This window comes from Aequorivita sp. IT1282, assembly GCF_058068205.1.
Map to the genome: position 1 here is coordinate 33,171 of NZ_JBYRHR010000009.1, position 15,968 is coordinate 49,138.

A 15,968-nucleotide genomic window follows, 5' to 3' on the forward strand; every position below is an offset into this window, starting at 1 on the left:
ATGGAACTTAACTTAAAAAAACCAATCTGCTTTTTCGATCTTGAAACCACAGGAATTAATGTGGCTAAAGATAGAATCGTAGAAATTGCTATCCTAAAAGTATATCCTAACGGTAACAAGGAAAGTCATACGTGGCGCGTTAATCCTGAAATGTCCATTCCTGCAGGATCTACCGAAATACACGGAATTACGGATGCAATGGTTGCAAACGAGCCTACGTTCAAAGATCTTGCGCCTCAAGTTTACGCTTTGATAAAAGACTGCGATTTGGGTGGTTTTAACTCCAATCGTTTTGATATTCCGTTACTAGCAGAAGAATTGCTTCGTGCGGAGGTAGATTTTGATATGAAAAAAGCGCTGTCTGTAGATGTACAAACTATTTTTCACAAAATGGAAAAACGTACTTTGGAAGCAGCCTATAAGTTTTATTGTAACAAAGATTTAAAAGATGCACACAGTGCAGCTGCAGATACAAATGCTACCTACGAAGTTTTAAAGTCGCAATTAGACAAATATAGCGAGCTCGAAAACGATGTAAATTTTTTGGCCGATTTTAGTTCTCACAGAGACCATGCCGATTTTGCTGGTTTTATAGGCTATAATGAGGAAGGTGTTGAGGTTTTCTCCTTCGGAAAATATAAAGGAAGTGTGGTAACAGAAATTCTTGAAAAGGATTCTGGCTATTATGGATGGTTGCTCAATGCTGATTTTCCACTCTATACCAAACAGGTATTAACACGTATCCGACTTCAAAAGTTAAACACAAAATTTTAATTGCAAGATGAAAATAATCTGCATTGGTCGAAATTATGCCGATCATATAAAAGAACTCGATAACGCCAAACCTACCGAGCCCATTATCTTTTTAAAACCGGACACCGCAATATTATTAAAGAAGCAACCGTTCTTTATTCCAGAATTTTCAAATGATGTACAGCACGAAGTAGAATTGTTGGTTCGCATCAACAAAATTGGAAAGCACATTGATCAAAAATTCGCACATAAATATTATGACGAAATTGGTTTGGGGATAGACTTTACTGCTAGAGATTTACAGCTTAAATTGAAGGAAAATGGATTGCCTTGGGAAAAGGCAAAATCATTTGATGGAGCTGCGGTTATAGGAAATTTCATCAAAAAAGAAGAATTTAAAGACATAAATAGTATCGATTTCAGCCTGAAACGCAATGGATTAACCGTTCAAAAGGGTAATTCTATGCTGATGATGTGGAAAATTGATGCGTTAATCGAATATATTTCGAAATATTTCACACTAAAAATTGGGGATATTATCTTTACCGGAACGCCCGCAGGTGTTGGGAGAGTTGAGACCGATGATGTATTAACGGGTTATATAGGTGAAACAGAAATGTTTTCCATAAAAGTAAAATAAGATGACTAAATATTATGAAAAGGAGAATCTGAGTGAAATCGCTGATGGAGATCAGGATTTTTTGCAGATATTGGCGCAGACATTTCTAGATGAAATTCCGCCAGATTTAAATTCTATGAAAGAAGCCATAGAAAACGAGAATAGAGAATTGGCATATCAATTTGCCCATAAAATGAAGCCGAACATTGAAATGTTCGGTATAGATGCGCTAAAAGATATCACGAGCATTGAAGCGTGGTCCAAAACGTCTAAAAATAAAGCTACAGTTCTTCCACACTTGGAAAACGTGGTTTCCACTTTAAACCTTGTGTTTGAGGAGTTGAGAAAAGATTTCCAATTATAATATGCTTGCAGAAATTATTACTATCGGCGATGAGATTCTCATCGGCCAAATTATTGATACAAATTCAGCTCATATTTCAAAAGAGCTGAACAAAGTAGGGGTAAAGGTTTATCAAATTACTTCAATACAAGATGACTGCGACCATATATTGCAAGCTTTTAAAGATGCTAAGCAACACGCCGATCTCGTTATAATTACCGGCGGATTAGGTCCCACGAAAGACGATATTACAAAACAGACTTTCTGCGATTTTTTCGACGATGTTTTGGTTGAGAATAAAGAAGTGCTGCAGAATATTGAGCAACTTTTTAAGAGATATAATCTCAACAAACCTTTGCCTGCAAATTTCCAACAAGCAATGGTTCCATCGAAAGCCACTATTTTAACAAATCTGCACGGCACAGCACCGGGAATGTGGATGGAGAAAGACGGAGTAGTCTTTGTGTCTCTGCCTGGCGTTCCTTACGAAATGAAAAATCTGTTGCAAGATGAAGTATTGCCCAAGATTATAAGCCGTTTTAGCAGACCATTTATTTATCATAAAACGCTATTAACATACGGCCTTGGCGAAAGTATAATTGCCGAAAGAATTGCCGATTGGGAAAATAATTTGCCAGAAAATATTAAGTTAGCCTATTTGCCTTCTTTAGGAAAGGTGCGTTTGCGGTTGTCTTCCTCAGGAAAGGACGAAAAGTTCCTAAAAGATAGTATCGACTCGCAAATGGCGGTTTTAAACGAAATGCTTGCAGACATTGCAGTAGGCTTTGAAGATGAAACTAGTATTGTTGGCAGAATAGCACATATTCTCAATGATAAAAATCAGACTTTAAGTTTGGCAGAAAGCTGCACGGGTGGAGCGATAGTGCAACACATTATTGCTGAAGCTGGCGCATCTACTTTTTTATCAGGAAGTATAATTCCGTATAAAACTGAGCTAAAAACTAAGCTTCTTGGCGTTCCAGCTTCTCTAATTAAAGAATATACTGTTGTAAGTATAGAAGTAGCAGAAAGTATGGCTATTAATTGTTGCAAACTTTTTAATACAGATTATGCAATTGCAACTACCGGAATTGCTGGTCCCACAAAAGGCGACGGAAAAGATGAAGTTGGCACGGTATGCATTGCTATTGCTTCGCCCAAAGGAGTGATTTCAGAGAAATTCAACTTTGGAAATGACCGTTATCGTGTTATTGAAAAGTCTATAAATAAGGCCTTTGAGATACTTCTAAAAGAAATATCAAAAAACTAATTTTCTTTTGTTGTGCATAACAAAAGAATTACTTAAATTTGCACCCTGTTTTAAAAATAACTAAAAAGGTTAAGGAATGTCAAGAGTTTGTGAACTTACCGGAAAGAAAGCGATGGTTGGGAATAACGTATCGCACGCAATGAATAAAACCAAACGTAAGTTTGATGTAAACTTGCTGAAAAAGCGTTTTTATATCCCAGAAGAAGATAAGTGGGTAACCCTTCGTGTTTCGGCTTCTGCTATAAAAGACATCAATAAAAAAGGTATTTCTGCGGTTATGAAAGAAGCTCGCGAAAAAGGCTTTTTAACTAAATAATTGCACTAATCAATAAAGTCTATTACAATGGCTAAAAAAGGAAATAGAGTACAAGTAATTTTGGAGTGCACTGAGCACAAGGAGTCTGGACAAGCTGGAACTTCTCGTTACATCACTACCAAAAACAAAAAGAATACACCGGATAGAATGGAGTTGAAGAAATTCAACCCTATTCTTAAGAAAATGACGGTTCATAAAGAGATTAAATAATATAAGTCATGGCAAAGAAATCAGTAGCATCGTTACAAACAGGTTCAAAGCGTTTATCCAAAGCAATAAAAATGGTTAAATCGCCAAAATCAGGGGCATATACATTTTCTGAAGCTATTATGGCCCCAGAATTGGTAAACGACTGGTTGAACAAAAAATAACCAGCTTAAAATATTAAGATAAAGCCACTTTTTTACGAAGGTGGCTTTTCGTATTGCTACCAATTCATCACTTTCAGAGCAAATGGTTGAGATCGTTTTCCCTGAAAATAACAATGCAATCGTAAATTTTAAAATTTGACAAAGTTTGAAACTTTGTTTAAGTGAAAAAATCAACTAATTTTACTGATTATTGATTACGTACCACTGAACACAAAACCATGAGTCTATTTAAAAAAATATTTTCGAAAGAGAAAAAAGAAACGCTCGATAAAGGACTTGAAAAATCCAAAACTTCCTTTTTCGATAAGCTAAGTAAAGCTGTTGCCGGAAAAAGCAAAGTTGATGTTGACGTTCTAGATAATCTTGAAGAAATTTTAGTTTCCAGTGACGTTGGCGTAAATACAACTCTCAAAATAATTACTAGAATTGAAGAAAGAGTTTCCAGAGATAAATTTTTGGGAACCGATGAATTGAATAAAATTCTCCGCGAGGAAATTGCAGGACTTTTAAGTGAAATTGATTCGGGAAATGCAACTGAGTTTGAAATTCCTCAAAACAAAAAACCATACGTTATTATGGTTGTTGGCGTAAACGGCGTAGGTAAAACAACAACTATTGGTAAACTTGCCTATCAATTTAAAAAATCCGGGAAAACAGTAGTTTTGGGAGCTGCAGACACTTTTCGTGCGGCAGCTATTGATCAACTCCAGATTTGGGCAGACCGTACCGATGTAACAATTGTTAAGCAAAGTATGGGTAGTGATCCTGCAAGTGTTGCTTTTGATACTTTACAAAGCGCAGTAACTCAAAATGCAGATGTGGTTATTATAGACACAGCTGGCCGACTTCACAATAAAGTAAATTTAATGAACGAGCTTACAAAGGTGAAGCGTGTAATGCAAAAGGTTATTCCAGATGCACCGCACGATGTGCTTTTGGTTTTGGACGGATCTACCGGCCAAAATGCCTTTGAACAAGCCAAACAATTTACCGCTGCAACCGAAGTTACTTCACTAGCTGTCACGAAACTTGATGGTACGGCAAAAGGTGGCGTGGTTATAGGCATTAGCGATCAGTTTCAGATACCTGTAAAATATATTGGCGTTGGCGAACGAATGGAAGATCTTCAAGTGTTCAACAAACATGAATTTGTAGATTCATTCTTTAAATAAATGGAAGCTAAAGAAACTCAAAAACCCAGCAAACTTTTTCAATATATACTAATACTCTTAGTAGGTTATGTGGGAATTCTTACTGGTTATCATGGTTTTAATATTATTCGATATTTCATAAAATCGGTGCCAAATCCTTTGATGCCAATAGATTTATATAAATCTATTGCTTTTCCTTATTTGTCTTTTATTCCGTTTCTTTTGGGATTACTTATTTTAGGGGTTTATTTTCTAAATAAGAAATATTTCAAAAAAGGACATGTAATTTTTTATATAATATTAATTCTGCTTTTTCATCTTTCGCAAAGCAGTCTTCTCACTTTTTTCGATAGTTTCAATCCTTACGGAGGCTAAAAATTCGAATACTAAGCATAAAAAAAACCTACAAGGTTTTGGAAACCTTGCAGGTTATTTGACTATATTCTTTTCTCTATTTGTGAATTCGTGGCTTTTTTTAGTCTTACATCTTACGTCTTTTAGCGAAGCGGTCTTAAGTCTTTTTACAGTGTTTCCTTCAGCCAACTGAAAAATTCACGTTGCCAAACCAGCGCATTTTGTGGTTTTAACACCCAGTGGTTTTCTTCGGGGAAATAAAGAAGTTTGCTCTTTATTCCTTTTAACTGTGCTGCTTGAAAAGCTCCTAATCCTTGTTCAATTGGAACGCGATAATCTTTTCCTCCTTGAATAATCATAATTGGAGTGTCCCATTTATCTACGTAAGAGATTGGATTGAATTCATTAAATGACTTCTGTGCTGTAGCGTTGTCTTTTTCCCAATAAGCACCGCCCATATCGTAATTTACAAAGAATAATTCCTCTGTAGTTCCGTACATTGCGCGCGTATCAAAAACCCCATCGTGAGCGATAAATGTTTTAAATCGACCATCGTGATTTCCAGCTAACCAAAACACAGAATACCCACCAAAACTAGCGCCAATAGCGCCTAAACGGTCTTTGTCTACATAGCTTTCTTTTGAAATATCGTCTATTGCATCAAGATAATCTTGCATTGCACCACCGCCCCAGTCGCCACTAATTGCTTTGTTCCATTCCACACCGTGTCCTGGCATTCCGCGACGGTTTGGTGCTACAATAATGTAGCCTTCCGAAGCCATTAATTGAAAATTCCAACGTGTAGAATAAAATTGAGATAGCGCAGATTGTGGCCCACCTTGAGCATAAAGCAAGGTTGGATACTTTTTATTTTTATCGAAGTTTGGCGGTAAAATTACCCACACCAACATTTGTTTATTGTCTTTGGTTGTAACCATTCTTTTTTCAACTGTTGGCAAATCTAACTTTCCGTAGAATTCGTTATTTACTTGGGTTAGCTGGTTGAAGGTTTTGCTTTTCAAATCGAAAGAGAAAATTTCTGAAGCGTGATTCATGTCAGTTCGGGTAACAATTAACTGACCGTTCTTTTCGGCAACAATACTTGTAACGTCAAATTGTCCTTTTGAAAGTTGCTCCACGACTGGCATTTTTTTGGTTTTGCCCGGATAATCAACTTTAAAAATTTGTTGGGTTCCATCAACCGGAGCTGTGAAGTAAATGTCTTTATTGTTGTTGGCCCAAGTAAAATCATTTACCGTTCCATCCCATTGCGCGGTTAAGTTTTGTTTCACACCATTTTGAAGCACGATAATATCATTCTTGTCTGCTTCATAACCATCAGTTTTCATTTGAAGCCACGCCAGCGCTCCTTCTTTCGAAAACCCCGGTTGGGTATCGTATCCCTTATTTTCTTCAGTAATATTTTCAGTTAGTTTACTGGCTAGATTGTATTTGTATATATCTGTATTCGTGCTAGTAGCATATTCTGTTCCAGCTACTTTTTTGCTTACATAATAGATGTTTTCGCCTTTTGGTCCCCAGATATAATCCTCATCGCCACCAAAAGGTGCTTGCGGCGTATAATAAGGTTGTTGCGGAGTAATATCTGTTTCGGCACCTGTTTTCACATCTTTATAAAAAACGTGATTGTAGCTACCATCGTTATAAGTATCCCAATGGCGATAGTCTAATGAAGTAAAAACATAGGCATCGCTATTGGGTAAGTCGCTGTAAATATCTTTTCCCGTAATGTCTTTAACATGCACGGCTTTATTTATTAATTGGAATTGTCCATTTGGAGAAACATTCTTATCGGCGACAATTGCTTCTTCTTTTGAAATTTCCGCAAAGTTTCCACCTGTTACAGCCATTTTGTAATATTTGGAATCAAAGCTATTCTCTTCCATATTCGGAGTTGAAACCTTGTAGAACAATTGTTTTCCATCATTAGAAATTCCAATTGGGCTTACTTTTTTCACCTGCCATAAAAGCTCAGGTGTCATCGTCTTTTGAGCGAACAAAAAGCCGGCGCATAGAAAGGCCAGCAGAAAAGTTATTTTTTTCATCTGTATAAAATATTTGAATTTTTAAGAGTTGTAAAGTTACTCAAAAAAGTTGGCAGTGTTTAATGGCAGTTTGCAGAAAGCCACTAATAGGAGTCAGAATTACCCAGTGCGTTTTGTGATTTGTTTCGGTTTTTTCGTGGTATCTTTGCACCCCGATAATAAAAAATTATATGCGTACCAAAACCTTAAAGAAGAACAAGATAAACGTAGTAACCCTTGGTTGCTCCAAGAATGTATACGACAGCGAAGTGCTGATGGGCCAACTGCGTGCCAGCAATAAAGAAGTGGTACACGAGGAGGAAGGTAACATTGTGGTTATTAATACCTGCGGTTTTATTGCAAATGCTAAAGAAGAAAGTATAAACACTATTCTTGAATACGTTCAAAAAAAGGAGGAAGGCATTGTAGATAAAGTTTTTGTTACTGGTTGTCTTTCCGAAAGATATAAGCCAGATCTTCAAAAGGAAATTCCAAATGTAGATGCATATTTCGGTACTACTGAATTGCCAAGCCTGCTAAAAGCTTTGGGCGCAGATTATAAACACGAATTAATAGGAGAACGAGTTACAACAACTCCAAAAAACTACGCATATTTTAAAATTGCCGAAGGTTGTGATCGCCCTTGTTCATTCTGTGCCATCCCAATTATGCGTGGAAAACACAGAAGTACGCCAATTGAAGATTTGGTAATTGAAGCTGAAAAGCTCGCTGCTAAAGGCGTTAAGGAATTGATATTAATCGCTCAAGATTTAACTTATTACGGCTTAGACATATACAAAAAACGAAATCTTGCAGAATTGTTGCAAGAGCTCGTAAAAGTGGAAGGTATAGAATGGATTCGTTTGCATTATGCATTCCCAACGGGTTTCCCGATGGACGTTTTAGATGTAATGCGAAACGAGCCGAAAGTTTGTAATTATATAGACATTCCGCTGCAGCATATTTCAGATTCTATTTTGAAGTCGATGCGCCGCGGAACTACAAAAGCGAAGACTACAAAATTATTGGAAGATTTTAGAGCAGCCGTTCCCGAAATGACAATTAGAACTACACTTATCGTTGGCTATCCGGGAGAAACTGAAGAAGATTTCCAAACCTTGAAGCAATGGGTATCAGACATGCGTTTTGAACGTTTGGGTTGTTTTACTTATAGTCACGAAGAAAATACACACGCTTATAATTTGGAAGACGATGTGCCAGAAGATGTAAAAATGGACCGCGCCAACCAGATAATGGAAATACAATCTCAGATTTCTTGGGAATTGAACCAGCTAAAAATTGGCAAGGAATTCCGCGTAGTAATTGATAGAAAAGAAGGTGGGTATTTTGTGGGAAGAACCGAATTTGATAGCCCAGATGTAGACAACGAAGTATTGATTAATGCTGAAGATGACTATTTGCGTGCAGGTGAATTTTTCAATGTAAAAATTACAGCTGCCGAAGATTTTGATCTTTACGCGGAGGTTGTAAGATAGTTACCTTGAGCGCAGTTGAAGGGTAGTGGTTAATAATTTTATTATCTTAGTTCATTAATTAATTGCAAATGAACCTTGAAGCAGAAAAAATAGAGCTAATACAGTTATTGTTGGATTCTGAAAGCGAAGAAGTCTTGAAAGAAATAAAGCAATTACTAAAGCGCGAACAGAATCGAGAACTTTCAGACTCACAAATGGCCGAACTTGACCATCGTTTGAAGAAAAATTCAGAAGGAGAAATGAAATTCTATTCTTTGGACGAGTTTGAAAATAGATTAAACGAACCTGATTAATGTATCCTATTGTAATATCTGAAGAAGCAACTTTAGATGTTGTGGATGCCTTGGATTGGTATAAAAAACGGAGCAGTAAACTTTCGGACAGGTTAAAAACAGAGATTAATAACGGCTTCGAATATATCAGAAAAACACCTTTTTCATTCCAGCTTAAATTTAAAGACGTTCGTGTTAGTTATTGCAGGACCTTCCCTTATGGAATCCATTATATTATTGAAAACGAAACTATAAAAGTAATCGCTCTATTTCACACGAGTCGCGACCCTAAAAACTGGGAGAACAGAAATATTTAGCCAATGAATTTTTTAAAATTATTCTTCACTCTTTTTCTTAGTGTAACTATACTCGCTACCTGTAAAACGGAAACAAAAAAGGAAGCTACAACTTCTTCTAAATTTGAACCTACTGCGGAAACCGTTGTTGTATTAGAAAACCCAACTGTTGGTAACAGCGCTTTGCCGAGACTTTTCGGAACAGAAAAGCAACTTTTTATGTCGTGGGTTGAAAAGAAAGATTCCATTTCAGAATTGTATTTTTCAACTTTTGAAGCTGGCAATTGGACAAAACCTTTTAAAGTAAATTCTGGAAATGATTGGTTTATAAATTGGGCAGATTTCCCTGCCATTGCTGAAAATAATGGAAATATTTTAATCAGCTATCTACAAAAATCTGCCAACGGGAAATATACGTATGATGCCAAAATAAACCTTTATTCAGCTGAAACACAGACTTGGCAAAAAGATATTCTTTTACACAATGACGGAACTGCCAGCGAACATGGTTTTGTTTCGATAGTGCCCCAAGGAAAATCTTCTTTTTATGCGGTCTGGTTAGATGGAAGAAACACCACGGCAGAAGCTGGAGGTCACGACAATCACGGTTCGGGAGCAATGACCCTTCGCGGACGAGTAATACACGCAGATGGTTCAATGCAAACCAGTGTAGAGCTAGATAATAGTGTTTGCGATTGTTGCCAAACGGCAATAACATCTATCGATGGCGCACCATTAATTGTTTATAGAGACCGCACGGATACTGAAGTTAGGGACATTTCTCGCATCGGACTTTTTGATGATTCATTTTCGGAATCGCAACCAATTTATAATGATAATTGGGAAATTCCTGGTTGTCCAGTTAATGGTCCTTCCATTGCTTCCTATAAAAATAACTCGGTGGTTGCTTGGTTTACCGCGGTAAACGACAACCCCAAAGTACAGCTTGCATTTTCAAGTAATAAAGGCAAAACTTTTGCAGCCCCAATTCAAATAAACACCTATGAAACTATGGGCAGGGTTGATGTTGTAATGACTTCAGAAAATACTGCTATTGTAAGTTGGATGGAAAATATTGGTAAAGAAACTCTAATTCAAGTAATGCGAGTTTCCGCCGATGGCACCAAAGGTTTTCCTGTTACTATTTCAAAAACCAGTTTTGAACGTGCCAGTGGTTTCCCGCAGTTGGAAATTGCCGGAAATACGCTTTATGCTGCTTGGACAATGGTTGACGGCAAGAAAAAATCTATTAAAACTGCGTCTATTTCTATTGCGAATTTATAAGGGGTAATTACACTTCTTGTAAACCCGTATCTTTGAAAAAAATCTACAATTGAAAAAACTTCTCATCATCGGCCACACCTTTCCCGAGCCCAGTACCACTGCTGCGGGAAGCAGAATGATGCAGTTGATTGAATTGTTTACCGATCAAAATTTCGAAATTATCTTCGCCAGCACAGCCGCTGTGTCAGACAAAACTGTAAATCTTGAAGCGCAACATATTTCGGTCAAAAACATTCAATTGAACAATGCTTCTTTAGATGAATTTGTAAAAGAAGTAAATCCTAAAATCGTCATTTTTGATCGCTATATTACCGAAGAGCAATTCGGGTGGCGTGTTTCTGAAAATTGCCCGGATGCCTTAAAAATTCTCGATACCGAAGATTTACATTTTCTACGGAAAGCTAGGGAAGAAGCAATAAAAAAAGGCAAACAAGTTTCTGAAGCAAACCTGTTTTCGGAAACCGCAAAACGCGAATTAGCGAGTATTTTGCGTTGCGACCTTTCGCTTATCATTTCAGAATACGAAATGGATTTGCTTCAAAATACTTTTAATATTTCTTCTAAAATACTTCATTACTTACCTTTTCTAGTTGAAAATATTTCAAAAGAAAAAACAATTCCTTCATTTGAAAATCGTCAGAATTTTATTGCAATAGGAAACCTTTTGCATGCGCCAAACGTAGATTCAGTCTTGCAATTAAAGGAGATTTGGCCCGAAATTAGGAAACAATTATCGCAGGCGGAACTACATATTTATGGAGCTTATGCGCCACAGCAAATACTTCAGCTTAATAATAAAAAGGAGGGTTTTATTGTAAAAGGTTGGGCCGAAAATGTGGAAACTACAATGAGCAATTACCGAGTGCAATTGGCTCCCATTCGTTTTGGCGCCGGACTTAAAGGCAAACTTTTAGATGCGATGCGTTTTGGTTTACCGTCAGTAACTACCGAGGTGGGTGCGGAAGGAATGTGCGGGAAACTTCCTTTTGGTGGCGCAATTACTTCTTCAAAAGAAGAGTTTATTACGGCTTCCATCGAGCTATATTCCAACCAAAATAGCTGGAAAGTAGCGCAACAAAACGGTTTCAATAATATTCAAAAACGATTTCAGAAAAGTCTATTTGCCGATGCATTTATAAATAATAGCTACACCATTTCTGAGAATTTAGCAGAGCATCGGCAGCATAATTTTCTTGGTCAAATCCTGCAACACCAATCCCTACAAAGCACTAAATATATGAGTAAATGGATTGAAATAAAGAACTTACGAGAATAATCTTCAGAATATTTCAATCTCAAAATAAGTGATTTCACTATATTTGGTATGTAACCTTTTAAATATAATGAAATGAAAAGCAAGAATCCTGTAGTTTGGTTTGAAATTTATGTGAACGATTTAAAAAGAGCCCAAAAATTTTATGAAACCGTGCTTAAACTCGAATTATCCGAGATGCCAATGCCCGATTCTGAAGGCGAATTGCAAATGTTGTTTTTTCCAATGGAAATGAATGGCGACGGAGCCGCTGGCGCATTAGTAAAAATGGAAGGAGTTGACGCTGGCGGAAATTCTACTTTAGTATATTTTGGCAGCGAGGACTGTAGTATTGAACAAAAAAGAGTTGAGGCTGCTGGCGGTAAAATTTTTAAAGCCAAACAATCTATTGGAGAATACGGCTTTATCGTTTTAGCGCATGATACCGAAGGAAATATGTTTGGTGTACATTCTCAAGCATAAGATAACGCGTAAAATCTTCAGATTATAAACGACAATAGAAATTCAATAAGTGGATTGAAAATAAAGTTTTGATCTTAGATTGGAGTTTATTTCTTCCCGAAATTTAACGCTTAAAAGTTATCCATACCTGCTAATTTGCCCTTATATTTGAAGCTTTTCAATTTGGCATGAGGCAAACATTATACGAATTTATAAAGAAATTAGGTAGTTTTCTAAGACACACTTTTAGGAAAGACAATCCCAAACTGCCCTATATACTTATTGTTCTAGCGGCATTAATTCTTGTAATTGCTGGAATTAGTATTTTTATTGAATTAACCGAAACTTTAAAGGAAGATGTATTAGCAAAATACGATCAACAGATTTCAGATTACATTATTTCCTTTCGAACTCCCTTACTCACCGAGTACTTTTTTTTCATGACAGATGTGGGTGATATTTATGGCTATTTAATAATGCTGGCTATCGCGATAATTGGGACTGTGCTCTATTTTAAAAATTGGAAGTACATTCTTCAAACTGTTTTTGTGCTAATGTTGGCTTCAATATCAAACGTTATGCTCAAACGCTTAGTAGATCGTCCTAGACCGGGGATTGATCATATGGTTGTTGTAGAGACCTTAAGTTATCCCAGTGGACATGCGATGAGCGCAATGGCGTTTTACGGGTTTTTAATCTATCTTTTGCATCGTTTTAAAATAAATATATTGCTTAAATACGTTGCAATTCTTCTATTGATAGTTATTATTTTTAGCATCGGTATTAGTAGAGTCTACTTGGGTGTGCATTATCCTTCAGATATTGCGGGTGGATTTATCGCAGGTTTAATATGGGTGTTTTTCTGTATTCTACTATTTAATTTAGCAGATGTCTTTAGAAGAGATTCAAAGGTGAAGTAATAAAAATTGACTTTTACAATTAAAAAAAATGCTCAAAAAAAGGTTAAAACAAAGTATTGGATTGATTGTTTTTGTGGTTTTGGGACTGATTTTCTTTTCAAATTATACAATAGAAAACGCTAGCAAAAACAAGACTTTTTCAAGTATTTCAACTATTCAAAAAAATAGAGTGGGATTGCTTTTGGGGACCGCAAAATATTATAAGGACGGCGGAATAAACCTTTATTTTCAATATAGAATTGATGCTGCAGTAGAACTTTATACGAATGATAAAATTGATTTTATCTTGGTGAGTGGTGATAATGGGTCGCAATATTACAATGAGCCTATTACGTTCAAAAATGAGCTTATAAAACGCGGAATTCCGGAAGAGGTAATCTTTTTAGATTATGCAGGTTTCCGAACTTTAGATTCTGTTGTGCGGGCGGGAGCAATTTTTGGACAGGTAGATATTACAATTATTTCGCAGCAATTTCATAATGAAAGAGCGATTTATATAGCTGAACACAGAGGAATTACTGCTATCGGTTATAACGCAAAAGGCATTAATGGGACGAATGGTTTTATGGTTCAATCGCGTGAATATTTAGCAAGAACAAAGGCTTTTTTAGATATAATTTTCAACGTTGAACCTAAGTTTTATGGCGATAAAATTGAAATAAAAAGAGTTGTGAAAGTGGATACAATTTCAAATATTGATTGCCCAGAAATAAGTTGCTAAAAAAATGGATTCTAAGTATATAGCCGAGCAAACGTTCACAAATATCAATTATTCTGAAAGGGAGTTGGAAGTTGCTGATTATGAATATTGCACTTTTGTAAGTTGCAATTTTTCAAACACTATTCTTTCCAAAATTCAGTTTTTGGAATGTGAATTTATTGACTGCAATTTCAGTAACGCTAAATTGGCTAATGTTTCTTTTCAGGATGTGAAATTTAAAAATTGCAAAATGTTAGGCTTGCAATTAGACGCTTGCAATGAATTTGGTTTTGCTGCAACTTTTGATACCTGCCAATTAGATCATTCTATTTTCTATAAAGTGAAATTGAATAAAAGCGCTTTTATGAATTCACAATTGAAAGGGGTAGATTTCAGCGAGGCAGATTTAAAAAAATCCAAGCTCGTTGGCTGCAATTTACAAAATGCCACTTTTCAAAACACGAATTTAGAAATGGCAGATTTAAGAAATGCCACCAACTATTCCATAAATCCCGAGCAAAATCGAATAAAAGGCGCAAAGTTTTCGCTGCCAGAAGTTGTGGGGCTTTTGGATAAATATCAAGTTAAAATTGAGCGGTAAAAACAGTGCATTTTGAAGAGGCGATTTATATTATATTTGATGGACGCTCAAGAAATTGGCGCTAAATATAATATATACGTCATAATATTTTGAGCGTTCATATATAAACATGTTGGCAATAATTAAGAAAAACTGAAATCCGAAACCGATTCTTATTAACATGACAGAAATTCCTTTACTGACTTTCGATGAATTATTTGACTTGCTCGAGGAAAATCGATTTGAAAATAAAACTGACGAAAAGATTGCAGAAAAAATACTCGAAGCGGAAAATGATTGGGGAGATTGGAAAAATTCAGTAAATAATTTGAACGAGTTTATTCTTGTATTGGAAAAGGAAATTAACGGAATAACAACTCAATCAAACCTTGAAAAACTTTTGAATAGATATAATCGAAATCTTTCAAAGTATGCTTGGGAAGCTGAAAGTATATGCTCTTTGCTTGAAATTTTTGAACTGACAGACAAAAGCGAATTACGAAATATTTTCTTCAATATCGCTGACAAAAATAAGACGAAATAAAATGGAATTATTATTAATCATTCTTATCCCAATTGTTATTTGGATTGCAAGTATTTATATGCTTTCTGGTTGGGAAAAATTCAACAAATTTTTCATCGCAAACGGGGTTTTAATAATTGTATATGTTGGGTTCTTAATTTATGGAAAAGCAATTTGGGGACACGATGAATATGGATTAGGATTTCTCTTTAGATTAGCCATTTGTTTATTGACTCACGTATTAATTGTATTTGTTTTCGCAGTAGTAAAAAACAGACAGTTGAAAAAATAACTATTGCCAACAAGGTATAAAAAACATAGGGCGTTTGTTCTAAACCGAAGACCTGTGAATATTAACAAAGTCCGCTAAATATAAAATTTGGTGTTTATAGTAGAAAAGATAAAAGCAAAATATTTATATTTAGCTAAGTAATAAACCGAAACGAAAGTGCTTATCTCATGCCCTACGTTTCTTATACGTAACGTTGGCAAACATTTTGGTACGGTAAAGGGACATCCTTTACAAAGTTAAAGGGACATAGTTTACACTTTTAAGATTCATAAATTGCTTGAAAAAGCGATTTATCATGGTCTGGAAAGCAAAAACTAAAATGGAACAAAAGGTAGAATTTATTCACGAATGGTTAACCCAAAATTACACCATCACAGAACTTTGTAGGTCATTTAATATATCGCGACCTACCGCTTACAAATTGATTTCTCGGTATGAAAATATGGGTTTATCGGGCTTAATTGAGCAAGAAAGAGCCCCGATTAATCACCCCAACAGAACCGATCAAAAAGTAGCGGATTCGATTTTAAAATTAAAGAACAAACACCTGCTCTGGGGTGCCAAGAAAATCCGCATATTGTTGTTTAAACAGTATCCAGAGGAACTTATCCCAAGTGTGGTCACGGTTCACAACATCCTTTCTAAAAATGGTCTAGTTAAACCTCAAAA

The 15,968-nt window shown here is 35.9% G+C and carries 22 protein-coding genes; 21 read left to right on the forward strand and 1 reads right to left on the reverse strand.

The features are described 5' to 3' along the window. The 9 genes from AC3RVG_RS15810 to AC3RVG_RS15850 all read left to right on the forward strand — a co-directional run bounded on the left by AC3RVG_RS15810 (position 1) and on the right by AC3RVG_RS15850 (position 5,198). Positions 1-774, forward strand: coding sequence for an exonuclease domain-containing protein (locus tag AC3RVG_RS15810; protein WP_489692449.1), 774 nt, complete (start codon positions 1-3; stop codon positions 772-774). Positions 775-781: 7 nt separating this feature from the next. After that, entirely contained in the window at positions 782-1,393 is a 612-nt protein-coding gene (locus AC3RVG_RS15815; protein WP_489692450.1) for a fumarylacetoacetate hydrolase family protein, read from the forward strand. Between the two features lies 1 nt (position 1,394). Further along, positions 1,395-1,736 (forward strand): Hpt domain-containing protein, encoded by a 342-nt coding sequence (locus AC3RVG_RS15820; protein ID WP_489692451.1) that lies wholly within the window; start codon positions 1,395-1,397, stop codon positions 1,734-1,736. Between the two features lies 1 nt (position 1,737). Then, on the forward strand, positions 1,738-2,985 hold the full coding sequence (locus tag AC3RVG_RS15825; RefSeq protein WP_489692452.1) for a CinA family nicotinamide mononucleotide deamidase-related protein: 1,248 nt from the start codon (positions 1,738-1,740) through the stop codon (positions 2,983-2,985). A gap of 76 nt (positions 2,986-3,061) precedes the next feature. Then, a complete protein-coding gene (gene rpmB, locus AC3RVG_RS15830; RefSeq protein ID WP_014782807.1) occupies positions 3,062-3,301 on the forward strand; it encodes a 50S ribosomal protein L28 in 240 nt (79 codons plus the stop codon). Positions 3,302-3,328: 27 nt separating this feature from the next. Continuing rightward, entirely contained in the window at positions 3,329-3,511 is a 183-nt protein-coding gene (rpmG, locus tag AC3RVG_RS15835; protein WP_014782808.1) for a 50S ribosomal protein L33, read from the forward strand. A gap of 8 nt (positions 3,512-3,519) precedes the next feature. After that, complete coding sequence (locus AC3RVG_RS15840; RefSeq protein ID WP_489692453.1) at positions 3,520-3,672, forward strand: DUF4295 domain-containing protein; 153 nt, start codon at positions 3,520-3,522, stop codon at positions 3,670-3,672. Positions 3,673-3,890: 218 nt separating this feature from the next. Beyond that, on the forward strand, positions 3,891-4,844 hold the full coding sequence (gene ftsY, locus AC3RVG_RS15845; protein WP_489692454.1) for a signal recognition particle-docking protein FtsY: 954 nt from the start codon (positions 3,891-3,893) through the stop codon (positions 4,842-4,844). Further along, on the forward strand, positions 4,845-5,198 hold the full coding sequence (locus AC3RVG_RS15850) for a hypothetical protein (RefSeq protein WP_489692455.1): 354 nt from the start codon (positions 4,845-4,847) through the stop codon (positions 5,196-5,198). A 146-nt stretch (positions 5,199-5,344) separates the two neighbouring features. Here the strand turns inward: AC3RVG_RS15850 and AC3RVG_RS15855 are convergent, their stop codons facing one another. Then, positions 5,345-7,243: a S9 family peptidase gene (locus AC3RVG_RS15855; RefSeq protein WP_489692456.1), complete on the reverse strand. Its 1,899-nt coding sequence runs from the start codon at positions 7,241-7,243 to the stop codon at positions 5,345-5,347. Between the two features lie 170 nt (positions 7,244-7,413). Here AC3RVG_RS15855 and rimO point away from each other — a divergent pair, with 170 nt between their 5' ends. From rimO to AC3RVG_RS15915, 12 genes are all read left to right on the forward strand, one after another. Beyond that, positions 7,414-8,718 (forward strand): 30S ribosomal protein S12 methylthiotransferase RimO, encoded by a 1,305-nt coding sequence (gene rimO, locus AC3RVG_RS15860; RefSeq protein ID WP_489692457.1) that lies wholly within the window; start codon positions 7,414-7,416, stop codon positions 8,716-8,718. A 68-nt stretch (positions 8,719-8,786) separates the two neighbouring features. Then, positions 8,787-9,011, forward strand: a complete 225-nt coding sequence (locus tag AC3RVG_RS15865; RefSeq protein ID WP_489692458.1) for an addiction module protein — start codon at positions 8,787-8,789, stop codon at positions 9,009-9,011. Next, positions 9,011-9,307: a type II toxin-antitoxin system RelE/ParE family toxin gene (locus AC3RVG_RS15870; protein WP_489692459.1), complete on the forward strand. Its 297-nt coding sequence runs from the start codon at positions 9,011-9,013 to the stop codon at positions 9,305-9,307. The genes AC3RVG_RS15865 and AC3RVG_RS15870 overlap by 1 nt, the downstream gene beginning before the upstream one ends. Positions 9,308-9,310: 3 nt before the next feature. Next, the gene (locus AC3RVG_RS15875; protein WP_489692460.1) at positions 9,311-10,570 is read left to right on the forward strand and encodes a hypothetical protein; all 1,260 of its coding nucleotides are present in this window, start codon (positions 9,311-9,313) and stop codon (positions 10,568-10,570) included. A 49-nt stretch (positions 10,571-10,619) separates the two neighbouring features. Further along, entirely contained in the window at positions 10,620-11,846 is a 1,227-nt protein-coding gene (locus AC3RVG_RS15880) for a glycosyltransferase (protein ID WP_489692461.1), read from the forward strand. A gap of 72 nt (positions 11,847-11,918) precedes the next feature. Beyond that, entirely contained in the window at positions 11,919-12,305 is a 387-nt protein-coding gene (locus AC3RVG_RS15885; RefSeq protein ID WP_489692462.1) for a VOC family protein, read from the forward strand. Positions 12,306-12,472: 167 nt separating this feature from the next. Continuing rightward, entirely contained in the window at positions 12,473-13,204 is a 732-nt protein-coding gene (locus AC3RVG_RS15890) for a phosphatase PAP2 family protein (protein WP_489692463.1), read from the forward strand. Positions 13,205-13,232: 28 nt separating this feature from the next. Next, positions 13,233-13,925 carry a SanA/YdcF family protein gene (locus tag AC3RVG_RS15895; RefSeq protein ID WP_489692464.1) on the forward strand — a complete coding sequence of 231 codons (693 nt, stop codon included), beginning with the start codon at positions 13,233-13,235 and terminating at the stop codon, positions 13,923-13,925. 4 nt (positions 13,926-13,929) lie between these two features. Continuing rightward, positions 13,930-14,505, forward strand: coding sequence for a pentapeptide repeat-containing protein (locus AC3RVG_RS15900; RefSeq protein ID WP_489692465.1), 576 nt, complete (start codon positions 13,930-13,932; stop codon positions 14,503-14,505). A 160-nt stretch (positions 14,506-14,665) separates the two neighbouring features. Then, the gene (locus tag AC3RVG_RS15905; protein ID WP_489692466.1) at positions 14,666-15,028 is read left to right on the forward strand and encodes a hypothetical protein; all 363 of its coding nucleotides are present in this window, start codon (positions 14,666-14,668) and stop codon (positions 15,026-15,028) included. A gap of 1 nt (position 15,029) precedes the next feature. Further along, positions 15,030-15,299: a hypothetical protein gene (locus AC3RVG_RS15910; RefSeq protein ID WP_489692467.1), complete on the forward strand. Its 270-nt coding sequence runs from the start codon at positions 15,030-15,032 to the stop codon at positions 15,297-15,299. 295 nt (positions 15,300-15,594) lie between these two features. Continuing rightward, a partial coding sequence (locus AC3RVG_RS15915) for a helix-turn-helix domain-containing protein (protein WP_489692468.1) occupies positions 15,595-15,968 on the forward strand: 374 nt, incomplete at its 3' end.